Genomic DNA, 13,739 nt, shown 5'->3' on the forward strand with positions numbered 1-13,739 from the left:
CACACCGTCCAACATCCGAGCAGTGAAATCCACCAGCCGGGGCGCTACCCGCTCCAGTTCACCAGTCCTCACACCACAATCTCAGCCAGAACCCGGGTCAAAGTCACGCAACGACACACCTGAACTTAACAAAGTACTACTAGCACGGTGACGGAACTTACCGAGCGGCTGATCCTGCCGCTGACCCGGCCGCAGCTGTTCGCCGACGCCGGTCTGCGGATAGAGCGGGGGGTGCTGCTCTACGGGCCTCCCGGGACTGGAAAGACGTTGCTGGCCAAGGCGATCGCCCACGAGTGCGGTGCGCGCTTCATCTCGGTACGCGGCCCGGAGCTGCTGACCGAATGGTTCGGCGAGTCCGAGCAGGCGGTCCGCGACCTGTTCGAGCGGGCGCGCTCGGTGGCGCCCTGCGTCATCTTCTTCGACGAGATCGAAGCGCTGGCGCGCCGCCGTTCCGGTGGGGCAACCGACTCGGGCGCGGCCGACCGGGTGGTCAACCAGTTGCTTGCCGAGATCGACGGGCTGGTCGACCTGGGACAGGTTTCGGTGATCGGTGCGACGAACAACCGCGAGAGCATCGATCCGGCGATCCTGCGCCCTGGCCGCCTCGGGCTGCTCATCGAGGTGCCGCTGCCAGATGTGACCGGCCGAACGGAACTGTTCGCCATGTACCTCGACGCACCGGCACTGCGCGAACGCTTCCTGCACTACGCCGCGATAACCGGAGGGGCATCCGGCGCGGAGATCGCCATGATCTCGCGTGAGGCACGGCTGAACGCGTTGCGACGCGTAGGTTTCGAGCGCGCCGAGCCGGTGTCCGACGCGGACGTGCTCGCCGGAATCCAGCGGCGGGCGGCGTCCCTGGTACCCGCGCGCTGAGGGCAAAGGAAACCCGGACGCCCATGCCGTCCGGGTTTCCTTGCGCTCGTATCAGCCGCCGGAGATCTCCGTCGGTTTCGGCCCCAGGTCGAGGTCGACGACCACCGACAACGCCACCTTGCCGTTGAGGTAGACCGTTACCTGGCGGTCGGCGCCGTCGAGGAGCGCGAGCTCAGCGACGGTCCCGTTCTCCATGGCGGACTTGATTTTCGCGACCACGTCCGCCACGTTGGCGTCGTCGATACCCCACTCGGTCTGCGCAATGATGACGCGCTTGCGGCCCATTCCGGTGTCCTTTCTCATTGGCGCGCTTGCTTTCTACCCAACATCTGACGGACGGGACGCGGCCCGGCTCACCCGACGTCTTCGATGAGATAGGTGAACGAGAAGTCCTGAGCCCTGATGGTGCACACGCTTTCGGGACGCCCGACGCCGAAGTCCTCGTGGGCGAGCATCGTGGTGCGGTAGAGCCCGATGCTGTTGCCCACGATGCCGGTCAGCAGGTGGTAGGCGGCGTTGATGACGACCGCGCCCGCGCCCATGGCCGCCACCGCCATCGCGGCCTGCGGTGCTGCCACGAGCAGGCCGCCCAACTGCCCCATGGCGAGCTGGACGTCGTTGTCGGTTAGCTTCTCCTCCAACAGGTCGGACAGGGCCAGGCTGCCGGAAGTGTCCCGGGACACCCACACCGCAAGATCGAGGTAGTCGATGACCGGGCCGTGGTAGACCAGCACCCGCTCCAGCGGCAGAGCGTGGCCGTCGCTGATATTGCTGAACCGCTCGGTCCACGCGCCATAGACAGGTTGCCGGCCGGGTCCACGCGTGATGACCACGGCGTCCAGGCGGATGTCGGCGCTGCGGAAGGCCCGGTTGCGGTGCACGACCAGATCCGTCAGCCGCACGGCCACGGTGGACGGTGGTGTGCCTTTGGGCGACCACAGCAGCATCGACTGCGGTGGCCGCTCGTCCACCTGGAACTCGGGATCCTCGCTCACCGGCGGAGGCACCGGAACCAGCTCGAAATCCACCGTCCGCACGGTGAAGCGCATCGGCGGGCCCTCCTCGACCACGTCGCGGAGCCCGCCGCGGCCGATCTGGTCGATCATCCGCTCCAGCTGCGACCTCGGACCGTGCAACGTGACGCGGTTGGTGCCGACGCCTTCGCCCTCAAGGGCGCTGAGGTCCTGCTGCTCGGTCATGACCAGCACGACGATCGTCTCCGGACGCGGCTGCGAGCGCAGCAGCCCCTGCGGCCAGACCAGCGGGGAACCCTGCATCACCCGCTTGAAACCGCTGGCGCCGAAGGTGTACTCCTGCCCGGGATCCAGCGGCACACCGCCGGGAGAAATCTTGTTGAGCAGAGTCACCTTCGCCGAAACGCCGATGTTCAAAAGCGACACGAAGACCCGTTCGCTGCCCCGGTTGCGGATCCGGACGTAGACGCGCTGGTTGAGATACAGAATCGAGCCGGAGGTTTCCAGCGGCTCCTCCTGACCCTCCCTGACCAGCCCGAACTCGACATCGACCGGGGTTTCCAGCTCGTTGGCGGGGTCGGCCGCCAGGCAACGCAGCTCATTGGCCCACGCCAGGCGCTGAAGGTCCTTCATCACCGACACGACACCGAGCCGGTCGGCCGGGTATGGGGTGTGCATGGCTCCGTACCGATCCCAGATCGTCAGCCCGCCCTCTTCGGCCCGTACCTCCACGACGCCGGTCTCGTCCGGCTCCGCCGGGCGCAGGATCGGGTTCATCTCCACCAGCTGCGCCAGGCCGCGAACATCGCCGTCGGGCAACCGGACCGGCATCTCCGGTGCGGCCGCCTTGACGCGGTAGGCCCGCGCCCCGAGCGGCACGCCGAGCTCCGGAGTGCGCAGCCGCAACGGGCCGACCGCCGTCGTCGTCTGGATCTCCTCGACGACGATATCGCCGAGTTTCGTGTCGGGGTCGGGTCCGCTGCTGTCTGTCGGCATGACCGTGAACTCGTCGCCCACACGCACGCCCAGCAACGCGGCGCCGCTGAGCCGCGCACGGTCACCGCTGACGATCACCGGCAGGGTCCCGACCGTGTCGGCCGCCGTGGTCTCGAACAGCAGCCGCTGGCTCGGCCCTTCGGCGTCGGGCCGCTGGGCCGGCATTTTGGCCAGAACCTGCTGGCGAACCCGCTCGGCCACCCCGGCCCAGGAAACCTTCAACCCGGCTTCGTGCGCCTCTGTCAGCGCCTGAGTCAGCGCCTCGGTCATCATGCCGATGCGAATGCCGTCGCCGTTGAAGTACTCGTAGGCGGACTTGTCCGGCTCGCAGGCCACGATGCGCACCGCCCACCGGTTGCTCTCCGGCAGGTCCACCCGAGGGGCGCCGCGGTGGAGCAAGGTTTCGTGGTGGCCCATCACGATGTCGTACGAGACCGCGCGCGGCAGGGCTTTCACCCGCGGCTGGAGTTCGTCCTCACGGGACATGTGCGCTGCGTGGCAGCAGTCCAGCACGACGGTGACGTTCTTCGTCCGGTCGGTCAGGCTGGCCTGTAGTTCAGAAAGTTCCATCGCCATGATGCCGCGGAAGTCGCCCTCGACCGAGTCGTCGAAATCGGAGGGCACGATGAGCTGCACCGGAGGTTCGTGGCGCGAGCCGGAGCGCCATTCGCGGGGCCGGCAGAACCCGCCGTGCCCGCTGTAGTAGACGACGATCGCGTCGTCGTCTCTCGCTTCGGTGATCAGGCGCTGGTAGGCGTCGAGGATGCCAGCCCGGGTGGCGTCGGCCGCCTCGCACCGGACACTGGCGAATCCCCATAGGCCCAGTGCCCGCTCCATGGAGTCGATGTCGTTGGTTACGCCTTCCAGCCCGCCGGTCTGCGAGCCGATCAGCAATGCCTTTCGGGCCATGGGTATCCCCCAGATGCGTCGGTAATCAGGCCGTGCACGGCCATGTTTGTCACCAAAGATCTGGCGGACCGCCCGTGGGTCAGCCGGTGATTCCCTCGCTGCGCGCGAGGGCAGCGGCTTCGGACCGGTTGCGGACACCCATCTTGCGCAGGATGTTGCTCACGTGGACTCCGACGGTGTTGGCCGAGATGCCCAGCGCGGCGGCGATATCGGCGTTGGTGGCGCCACTGGCCAGTTTGGCCAGCACTTTGAGTTCCATGGCCGTCAGGCTGAACGGCTGGGGTTCACCCATGCGCAGCCGCAGCTGCCGGCCCAGCGCCTCGAGTTGCGCGCGTAACGGTTCGGCACCGATCGTCTCGGCGCTGGCGTAGGCCAACCTAAGCACGGAGGTGGCCTGCTCACGAGAGCGGATCCGGGCACATGCCGCGGCCAGGCGGCCCTGCGCATAGGCGGTGCGCCACGGTTGCTGGACCGCCGCCCAGCCCTCGACGATCTCCGCCCAGCTTTCCGGTGTGTCCTGCTTGCTCGCGCGGGCGTGCTCGGCGTGGCACTGCCGAGTCAGCAGGACAGTCTCGTCGTGCCCCGGCGGGCCGACGGTCAGCGGCGGCACCGCCGCGACCAGGTCATCGGCCCATGCCGGATCGCTTGTGTCGGCGGCGATGCGCAGCCCCACGGCGCGCAGCTGGACCGCCACCCGTGCGCTGGTGGCCTCTGCGGTCCGCTCCATTCCCGCGAGCACCATCGCGCGTGCGTGATCGTGGTGTCCTTGCCAGGCGGCCGCCTCCGCCCGGCACGCATACAGCGGCCCGATGAAACGCGGGTCCTTGCTGGACCTTTCGCCGATCTCGCCCAGCAGCTGCTCGGCATCGGCGAACTCCCCTCGTCCCACATGGATCTCTGCCCGGGTCAGCCTGCCGTAAAGGCTTTCGGCCACCGGCCGGTGCAGCACCACCTGATCCAGCAGTTCCTCCGCCTCCGCGTAGCGACCCAGCAAGAACAGCGCCGCCGCGGCGTTGGTGGCCAGCACACCGCTTTGCCGGGTCCCGAGCAGCCCGTGCTCCTTGGCCCGTGCCAGGCCTTCGTGCATGGCAGCTACCGCGTCGGCGAGCCTGCCCGCTTGCTCCAGGCACACGCCAAGATTTCCGTAGGCGCGGAACAGGTCCTCCAGATGATCGGCCTTGGCCGCGGTCTCCAGCGCCTTGCGCAACGCTTCCTCGCCGGCGTCGGCGTCACCGCTGAAGGCCAGCGCCAGGCCCAAGCTGTTGAGGGCACGCCCCTCCTCGGCGAGTGCCCCCACCGCGCGGGCCAAGTCCACCGCGCTGCGCGCCCGCTCGAGCGCGCCAGCATAGTCACCCATCCTCGTCGCCGCGGTCCCCAGCGCCGACTGGACCCGCGAGGCGACCGCGCTGGGCGGCAGGCCGGTCAGCAGCCGGTCGGCCCGGGCGTATGCCTCCGCGGCCCCGTCATACTCCCCCGCCTCCCACAGGTAGCTGCCCAAACGTTCTTGAAGCTCGCCCGCCCGGCCCGGATCCGCGACCGGATCCACCTCGGCGATCGCCTCCCGCACACACTCCAGCGCCCGGCTCACGCGGTTGGCCCAGCGCGCCGTGTCGGCCGCCAACCCGAGCAGCCGCTGCCGCTGCGCACCGAACAGCGACGTCGCGTTGGCGATATCGGGCCACAGCGCCAACGCCCGCTCGTACTGCATAAGGGCTTCCGGGAACGCATACATGCGCACCGCCTGCCCGGCGGCGCGCAGCGAGGCGGTGAACGCCTCGGGCAGCCGGCCCGCCTCGAACCAGTGGTAAGCCAGCTCCGGCACCAGCCGTGACTGCGCTCCCGGCTCATCCTCCAGCGCCTTGGCGATCAGCCCGTGGAGGCGCTTGCGGGTCCGGGGAAGCATCAGGTCCCGATACGCGGTGTCGCGCAGCAGCGCATGCTGGAAGGCGTATGCGTCGTCACCGGCGTCGATGAGCAGGATCCGCAGCCGCTCGCACTCCACGAGCGCCGCCTCGAGCGCGCGGTCGTCAAGCCCGCTCACCGCCGCCAGCAGGTTGTCGCCGATCCTCCGCCCGGCCACCGCGGCGACCCGGACCACCTCGGTCGCCTCGTCGCTGAGGTGGGCCAGCCGTACCATCATCACCTCGCGCAACGACTGCGGCACCTCGACCTCGGGGCTCTCCGGCTGGTCGGTCATGACCAACTGCTCGGCGAAGTACGCGTTCCCCTCGGACAGCTCGAAATAGCGGTTGAGACGTTCCTGGGGAACCGACCATCCGCTCAGCTCCGCGACGAACTGGTCGAGGTCGGCGCGGCTGAACGGCGCCAGCCCGATCGAATGGACCCGGCGCCGGAAGTCTTGCTCCCCCAACAACTCCCGCAAAGGGTGCCGTACCGCCACCGGCCGGTAGCTGCATACCAGCATAAGCCGCTGATCGGTCTTGGCCCTCACGACGTACCGGATAAGGTCCAAAGTGGACGCATCGGCCCAATGGAGATCCTCGAAGATGAGCACCAGCGGCGCCCGCCGCTCCAACTGGTCGGAGATGCGCAGCACCGCACCGAAGATCCGCGCCTGCGACCCCGCCGCGGGTGCCATCGCTTGCGCCGTCACGTTCGGATCGGCGATCAATGCACCCAGCGTCGACCAGGCCGGCCCGGCCAGCCTGCGAGCCTGGTCCCAGCCTTCCCTGCGGACAAAGAGGCGCAGCGCCTCGGTCAGCGGTGCATACGGGATGGCACCTCCGCCGCCGAGTTCGATGCAGGCGCCGCTGAGCACCAGCGCCCGCCGCTCCTGCGCTTCGTCGGCGAACCACTCGAGCAGGCTGGTCTTGCCCACGCCCGCCTCGGATTCGAGCAGGACTACGACCGGTTGCCTGCCGGCCGCCGAGGCGAGCAGGTCGAGAAGCCGCTGACGCTCGCTGTGTCGCCCTATGAGGCGGTGGGACATGAGACACATCCTTGTCGACCAACTCGCCCGGGAAAAGCGGGTACGCCTTACGTCACCCGACCATCGCCGCCATCCTCCCATTGCGGTCCGTCAGAGACGTCTGACCGCGTGTGAAGGGCGGCCAGGACCGGCGGAAGGGGCGACGGTGAAGACGACCGGGACCGGCAGACGTCGATGGTTTAGGTCCGTCCGGACGGTCACACGCCCCGGGATCGCCTTCACCCATCCCTACCCGGACTCCTTACGGCGACAGCAGGTCGAGCACCACCGCCACGATGTCGTCGACCGTCTTGGGATCGGCCAGGCGCGTCTTCACCCGTTCGTCGTCGTCGTTTTCCTGACCGGGCAACCGGTCCAGATTGTCCGAACCGGTGCCGCCACTGAAAACGGTCGAGAGCACGTCGACGACCACGCTGCGCGCCTCCTCGCCGCCGGCGACCCGCGCCGCGATCAACTCGACCGCCAGTGCGGCCAGTTCGCCGCGGCGGGCATCATCGAGGACGTGGGCATCCAACACGGCCTGACCCGAGTCCGGCGCCGGCTCGACCGAGTCCCAGCGCGGGCCAGCCAAGGGCGCACGCTTGTGCCCCATCGGCCGCTCGATACGGTTGACATACCATCTGGGGCGCTTGCGCATCGCGGCGATCACAAGCGCGATGTCCCGCGTCACAGCGCGCTCCGCGTCCTCGTAGTCGGCGCCGGCCTCCGTCCGCTGGGCCGACCACACCTCGACCGGCCAATCGTGTTTGCCCGCCGTCGTTTCCACGCCCACCCACTCCAGCATCTTGACCGCCAGCTCCATCAACCGCTTGCTGTTACGCAACTCCTGCGCCAGCCACATCGGGATACGAGGCCTTTGCAGCGCGCCGCGCTCACCCCGGCGACGTCGATGAGCGTCGATGGTGACTGCGGTCAGGCGCCGGCTCACCCACCCTTCGAGGTTGTGGATCGGCTTGCGGGCGTGGCGAAACAGGTCATCCAGGACCGCATCCATGTCATTGTGGAAACGATCAAGGCAGTCGGGTCGCAGGTTCATGACGGACACCATGCAGTCGGTATGGCCCCGGCGCGCCTCGATCGGACGCGTCAGCCGGGTGAACACCAGTCGGTACAGCAAGTCATACGCCTCGGTGCGCAGCCGGCGGCGTTCCGGCGCCGGCGCCGACTCGAGGTAGGACGCCAGAAATCCCTGCTGTGTAAGGTCTCGCAGACCGGGCTGTTCGCCTGTCTTCCACTCGGTCATGACGACGCACTCCTTGAGCCCGCGGCGCGCTTCGCCGCACTGCTTTCGGACGCTAGGACCAGCCGGGCCGGTGGGTGCCACCGTCGGGAGTGGACGGGGTAAAGATACCGAGATCTCATTAGCTCGTCCGGGGTCGCGCACCACCTGTCGCATAGTCATCACTTAGTCAACTAATGGTCTCGCCGCCCGGCTCCTAAAGACTCACAGGGCCGGCCGCCGCCATCGGCGGTATCGTCGAAGACAGCAAGATCGCGCCGCAGGCAACACCCGGCTGGGAAGCCTCACAGCCGGCAAACCGACTTCTCAGGAAGGGAGCAACGCCGTGGGCGACGAACCAGGCAACCTCCCCGGCCGGACCGCCGACCGCAGGTTGGACGGCGAGACACGGGAGCGACTGCTCTCGATGCTCCAGGAAGAGATCGAGCGAGCGAGCAACGAGGCGTTGGCCCAAGGCGTACCTCCGGAGAAACTGACGGCACAGCTCGACGAGCGGATCGCTCGATTACGCGCGCAGCTCGACGAGCTACGCGCGCGCGACGAAGGCGGGTTACCCTGAACGGTCGGCCAGGGCGCGCCGCTGCCTACCCGCCGAGGATGTCACGCACCGCCTTGACAATGCGGTCCAGCTCGCCCGGATCGCCCACGAGCGCGTCGACGGCGCGGCCGCCGAGCGCTTCGGCCGTCGGCTCGAGGTCCGCGCCCGTGTCGAGGCGCCCGAACACCGTGCCGATGATCCGGCCGATCGCCCGGTCATCGCACTGGTCGGCCAGCAAGCGTTCCTCGATCGCGGCGAGCGCCAGCGCGGCGAGATCGGTGAGGCGGGCGTCGGCGGCCTCGCCGGAGCCGGTCAGCACCAGCTCGGGCGGTTCGGCGGTGGTCCCGCGGGTCACGAAGTTGGGTGCCAGAGGCGGGGTTTTCGAGCCCAGCGGCCGCTCCACGTGGTCGGCGTACCACTGCGGGCGGGTGCGCATCGCGGCCAGCACCCGTTCCACCTCCCGCTGCACCAGGCGCGTGTCACTGCGGTAATGGTCCCCGGTGACCGTGCCGCGCAGCTCCGCCCAACCGTCCAGCGGCCACAGCTGGGTACCGGCGGTGGTCGGCACGCCCACCCAGATCAGGATCTCCACCGCCAGCCGCTGAAACCAGGCGTCGTCGGGCAGCTTCTGCACGAGCCATCGCGGCAGGCGCGGCCGTTGCAGCGCACCGCGGGCACCGCGACGGCGGCGGTACGCGTCGATCGTCACCGCCCGCAACCGGCTGGTGATCCACCCCTCCGCGTTGGCGATGCGGATGGTGGAGTGCGTGAGCAGATCGTCGACGACCGCCTCCACATCGTCGTAGAAACGGTCGAGGCAACCGTCGGCCAGCCGGTCGACCGACACCGCGCAGGAGCGGTGCCCGCGCCGTTGTTCATAGCCGCGAGTGAGGCGGTTGAACACTATTGGCCAGGCCAAGGTGAACGCCGCCCCGCTCAGTCGCAGCCGCTCGCCGGGTGAAGCCGACCGTGCGACGGCCGCCAGCCGCCCTTCGCGGGCCAGCCACCTCAGATTGGCGACCGGTTCCAGCCGATGCGACGGGTCGAGATCGACCACGGTTGTCCTCCGCTCTCCCTACCCACATCGACGAGTAACAGGGATCGACTGGCAAGAACTCTGCCTTGCTGCGACTGGATGCGTACAGTGCGTAAAGGTTTTCTTGCCTGATCAGGTAACTCATCGGACCAACGGTCCCCCGCGGTGACCAAGACGGTTATCGGACGTACGGATGCGCCGACACATCCATTCACTCGGTTCATTGCAGCACCCCGGCGAAGCCGTAAGGGGATTCAGCCCGATCGGATGACCGGCCATCCTCGCTGTCCGTCAGGTCAGTAGGACGGACACGCCGATCGGCAGGAGGTTCCATGACGACTGTCCCACCGTCGCGGGACGACGGTGAGCGTCCGCTCTTCTCCGATCCCGGCGGCACCGACCAGCCTTTCGACGCGCCGATCGTCCGGCGCCCGGGACAGGTGAGAGCGGTGCCACCGCCGCCGCCCGCGCAGTACGAGGCGCCGCCGCGTCCACCCACATACGCGCCGCCGTCCGCACCGGCGGCGCCCCCAGCACAACCTCAGACCGTCCACAAAGGACTGCTGCTTGGCCGGGTCAACGGGCAGATGAGCGTGGTCCGCAGACCGCAGCACTTCTACGGCCTGCCGATACTGGTGATGGTGCTGCTGGCGACCTTGGCCGCCGTGTGCCTGTACGCCGCCGGAAGCATGCTTGTCGCCCTGCTGATCGCGTTCGTCCTCCTCACCCTGCTGTTTAGCTTCGCGATGCGGCCCATCACCGCCCTCATGCTCGCCGTCATGCGATCCGTGGTGGCCCTGATCTCCTCGCTGCTGATCCGGGCGACCTTGCTCAGCGGCAAGGCCGTCAAGGGGACCGTGAGCCGTACGAACGTCCAACAGGACATCACCATCCGGCGTTTCCAGGTCCAGCTGGTCTCCGGCCAGTACGTCACCTGCCTCATGTACGGCGATCTGACCGGCGACGAACCCCGCAAGGACGACCACGTCGGGATCAAGGGCCGGCACCGCAAGGACCACTATGTCGTGCGGTCGGTTCATGTCTTCGCCCCGCGCGGCGGCCAGGTCGTCCGGCAGGTACACGCCCGCCGACCGCTGGGGCTGCGGATCATGCGTTTGGTCGACGCGGTCTCCTATGTGCTCGCTGGGCTGGCCGTCGCCGGTCTGCTCAGCGAGATGTTCTGAGGCCCGTCCGTCAGCACCTGTTCAGACGTACCAGCAGACGCAGGAAGGCAGGCCAGATGGACTCATCGTTCCGGCGGCGGGTCGGGCAGACCGGCAACCTCAACGTCGGCCACTCCGACCATCAGGCGACCACGCCGTCGCCGTTGACCCGCGACCTCAGGCGGCCACGCCACGCCGGGCTCATCGAGGCGGTGCACCGGCTCGACGCCGAGATCAGCCAGGCGGCCCGCGGCGACCTGGCCCGGTGGATCCGCGACCAGTACCAGACTGAGGTCGGCGACATCCCGCTGGGCTTCGTCGCGAAGTGCCACCTCGGCCCGCCCTACGTCGACCACATTCTCGACCTGTTCGACAACATCGTGGACCATTACGCGCCGGCCGACCCGATGCCCGAACCGTTCTCCAAGGCTCGCATGCTCGTGCGCACCAACGCGTACGCCTATATCGAAATCTATGGCAGCGGAGAGATCCGGCCCGTTTACCCCGACGGCACCGTCGTCGTCTGACCCCGATTGGACTCTCATGGGTGACATCGACCATCACCTGCGCGGACAGGTGAGCGAAGTGCAGCGGCTGGTCATCCAGCTCGACCAGACGATCAACCAGGTGGGCCTCGACGTGATCCGCGTCGGGCATGAGGCCGAGCAGACCCGGTCGGAGCTGGCCGCGCTGCGAACCGACTTCTACAACTATGTACGGCAGGCGGAGCTGGCCGCCAACGTGCAGCGCTCCGAGACCAAGATCGGCGTCCTGCAGGATCAGATCCAGCACGAGTTCGGCCACTACAAGACGGTCCGGCTCACCGCCGTCGGCATGTTGCAGGCCTTCGACATCGGCCTCGTCTCCGAGGACACCGTGCGGACCGTCGGCGAGCAGCTGATGATGCAGACGCCGAGGTACTGGCTGGCCCCTGCGCTGGTCGGCCTGGCCGCGTGGGCAGGCGACGACCGCGACCTGTGCGGGCGGGCGATCCTGGAGGCCTTCCGCCGCAGTCCCAGCAAGGCTTCGCTGTTCATGTCGCTGATCCTGCGCCGGCAGCGCCGGCCCGACGCTTCGGTGCGGTGGCTGCGCCACTATCTGGCCGCTCAGGATCCGGCGAAGCTAGGGCGCGACTTCGCCGTGATCCTCGAGTCGATTGCGCACGGCGCCTTCGGTTCCGCGGGCGTGGAGCTGATGCACGAGACGCTGGACCGGTGGACCGAACGGCTGCTCAACGACGAGAACGTCCAGGTGGCCCAGGTCAATCGCTGGCGCGCCGAGATCGACGCCTTTGCCTCGGCCCCGGCGGCGGCCGACTTCCCGCACCTGCGAAACCTTTCGCCGCAATGGCCTGAGCTGGAGGCGGCGTTGAGCCGGGCACAGGTGCACGAGCCGCTGATCCGCAAGTACGAAGCCATGATGGCCGAGGAGATCCCGCCGACGGACCGGCTCGAGGACGCCATCGATGACATCCTCGACCGGCTGGTGCGCGAGTATGACAACGAGGAGCTTCCGCTGCGCCGCGAACTCGCCTTCCACCGGGCCGTCGTCGAGCACGGCGGCGACCTCGCCGTGTCGCAGGCCACCGTGGCGAGCCAGCGGGCGTATGACTCCACGTTGGACTATCTGACGATCCAGTCGGAGTCGGCGCTGAACCCCACCGCGATCGGGGTCTCGCGGACCACGCAAAGGCTGGCCGTCGCCGCGTGCCACGAGTGGTTCCAGCGCGCGCACGCGGCGTTCACCCGCGACTATCGGATGGCGTTGCCGCCCATTGTCGACGTCGTCTTCGGCACGAGCCACACCATCGGCGCCAAGACGTTCCAGCTGCCACAGTGGGTCGGCCGCCTCAACGAGCCGATGGGCCGGCTCGAGCACGACCTCGCCGAGCATTGGGACCGCCACGGCCAGCCCTTCGTCGACTCGTTCGCGTTCCCCTTGTCCCGCAAGCTGTTATGGCCCATCGTGACGGTGATCGGCGTCCTGGTGCTCATCGGCGTGTGCACGCAGAGCGCCGGCCTGGCCGTGCTCGCCGCGCTGATCGCGGGCGGGATCTGGGCGGCGGTCCTGTTCGGCCAGTACCAGACCGCGCAGAAGCAGCAAGCACAGGCGCGAGCCTACGTTGAACAGTCCAAACAGGAGTCACTGCGGCAGCTGCGTGCCGCCGGGGCCGAGCTGACCGACTGGGGCAGCCGATACCAGCAGGCCGACGCGCGGGAAGCGGGCGTACGCACGATGATCGGCGACCTCGCCAACTCCGGCAAAGCCGCCTCGCCGTACGAGCGGCGCACGGTACTGAGCAAATAGGAGGTTTGAGCGATGACCGAGCCGACCGAAAAGACGCTGGCCGAGGTGACCCAGGCGAACACGCCGTGGGCCATGCCGGCGCCGGCCGCCGCCGACCGGGCCACCCCGCGTGCCCGCCGTTACGTCGAGGGCCTGCCGGACTGGGAACCCCTTCCCCCGGGCGAGATCCTCGTCCAGCGACGCGGCCACTCGTGATATGGGGTGACGGCGGGACCTATGGTGCGTGGGCGGACCTGCTGGACCGGTGGGCGCGGCGCGAGGCGGTCGACCCGGCCGCCTTCCCCCCGTTGGTACGCGAGCAGTTCGACGGCGACACCTGGGCCAGGCTGACCAACCGCATCACCACCGCGCTCAACGACCGGCTCATCGCCTGGGCCGGCGCCACCAGCCGCGGGATCGCCTCGGCCAAGGGCGAGTTCGCCTTCGGGCAGGCGCTCGCGCAGGCCCGCACCGGTCTGCGCACCGTCCGCGGCTTCGCCTGCTCGCCCGCGCTGCCCGAAGAGCTGCGCTCGCAACTGGTAAGCATGGTCGAAAACCAGGTACGCCAGGCACAGGCGCAGCTGGAGGAGCAGGCCCAGAAGCTGACCCGGCAGGGCATGGACCGCCGCGACGCTGAACAGCGCCTGCGAGCCATACGCGACAACGCCTTCACCGCGATCCTGGCCGAAACGGCCTCACCGGCCGCCGCTCCGCAGTGGCAGCAGCCGGGCATCACCAACACTCCACGCCGGCGGATCATCCCCGGCTGAA

Annotated in this window: 12 protein-coding genes; 7 read left to right on the top strand and 5 right to left on the bottom strand. The window is 68.6% G+C overall.

The genetic code is table 11. From position 1 onward, the window contains the following. Positions 1-147 precede the first annotated feature (147 nt). Positions 148-876, top strand: a complete 729-nt coding sequence (locus DM816_RS22515) for an ATP-binding protein (protein WP_117212326.1) — start codon at positions 148-150, stop codon at positions 874-876. A 51-nt stretch (positions 877-927) separates the two neighbouring features. Here the strand turns inward: DM816_RS22515 and DM816_RS22520 are convergent, their stop codons facing one another. From DM816_RS22520 to DM816_RS22535, 4 genes are all read right to left on the bottom strand, one after another. Continuing rightward, positions 928-1,161, bottom strand: coding sequence for a hypothetical protein (locus DM816_RS22520; RefSeq protein WP_117212327.1), 234 nt, complete (start codon positions 1,159-1,161; stop codon positions 928-930). A 68-nt stretch (positions 1,162-1,229) separates the two neighbouring features. Further along, a complete protein-coding gene (locus DM816_RS22525; protein ID WP_117212328.1) occupies positions 1,230-3,755 on the bottom strand; it encodes a caspase family protein in 2,526 nt (841 codons plus the stop codon). A 79-nt stretch (positions 3,756-3,834) separates the two neighbouring features. Next, positions 3,835-6,705 (bottom strand): ATP-binding protein, encoded by a 2,871-nt coding sequence (locus DM816_RS45310; protein WP_162907720.1) that lies wholly within the window; start codon positions 6,703-6,705, stop codon positions 3,835-3,837. A gap of 241 nt (positions 6,706-6,946) precedes the next feature. Next, complete coding sequence (locus DM816_RS22535; protein ID WP_117212330.1) at positions 6,947-7,948, bottom strand: hypothetical protein; 1,002 nt, start codon at positions 7,946-7,948, stop codon at positions 6,947-6,949. A gap of 322 nt (positions 7,949-8,270) precedes the next feature. Here DM816_RS22535 and DM816_RS22540 point away from each other — a divergent pair, with 322 nt between their 5' ends. Continuing rightward, a complete protein-coding gene (locus DM816_RS22540; RefSeq protein ID WP_117212331.1) occupies positions 8,271-8,504 on the top strand; it encodes a hypothetical protein in 234 nt (77 codons plus the stop codon). 25 nt (positions 8,505-8,529) lie between these two features. Here DM816_RS22540 and DM816_RS22545 read toward each other — a convergent pair whose 3' ends face one another. Further along, positions 8,530-9,540, bottom strand: a complete 1,011-nt coding sequence (locus tag DM816_RS22545) for a hypothetical protein (protein WP_117212332.1) — start codon at positions 9,538-9,540, stop codon at positions 8,530-8,532. Between the two features lie 311 nt (positions 9,541-9,851). Between DM816_RS22545 and DM816_RS22550 the strand changes: the two genes are divergently transcribed. The 5 genes from DM816_RS22550 to DM816_RS22570 are packed head-to-tail and all read left to right on the top strand — an operon-like array spanning position 9,852 to position 13,738. Then, positions 9,852-10,703, top strand: a complete 852-nt coding sequence (locus tag DM816_RS22550; protein ID WP_117212333.1) for a hypothetical protein — start codon at positions 9,852-9,854, stop codon at positions 10,701-10,703. A gap of 56 nt (positions 10,704-10,759) precedes the next feature. Further along, on the top strand, positions 10,760-11,209 hold the full coding sequence (locus DM816_RS22555) for a hypothetical protein (protein WP_246002128.1): 450 nt from the start codon (positions 10,760-10,762) through the stop codon (positions 11,207-11,209). A gap of 16 nt (positions 11,210-11,225) precedes the next feature. Beyond that, positions 11,226-12,989 carry a hypothetical protein gene (locus DM816_RS22560; RefSeq protein WP_117212334.1) on the top strand — a complete coding sequence of 588 codons (1,764 nt, stop codon included), beginning with the start codon at positions 11,226-11,228 and terminating at the stop codon, positions 12,987-12,989. Positions 12,990-13,001: 12 nt separating this feature from the next. Further along, on the top strand, positions 13,002-13,184 hold the full coding sequence (locus tag DM816_RS22565; protein ID WP_117212335.1) for a hypothetical protein: 183 nt from the start codon (positions 13,002-13,004) through the stop codon (positions 13,182-13,184). After that, entirely contained in the window at positions 13,181-13,738 is a 558-nt protein-coding gene (locus DM816_RS22570; RefSeq protein ID WP_117212336.1) for a hypothetical protein, read from the top strand. The genes DM816_RS22565 and DM816_RS22570 overlap by 4 nt, the downstream gene beginning before the upstream one ends. Position 13,739: the final 1 nt, after the last annotated feature.

Source organism: Allorhizocola rhizosphaerae (assembly GCF_003426775.1).
Classification (GTDB): Bacteria; Actinomycetota; Actinomycetes; order Mycobacteriales; family Micromonosporaceae; genus Allorhizocola; species Allorhizocola rhizosphaerae.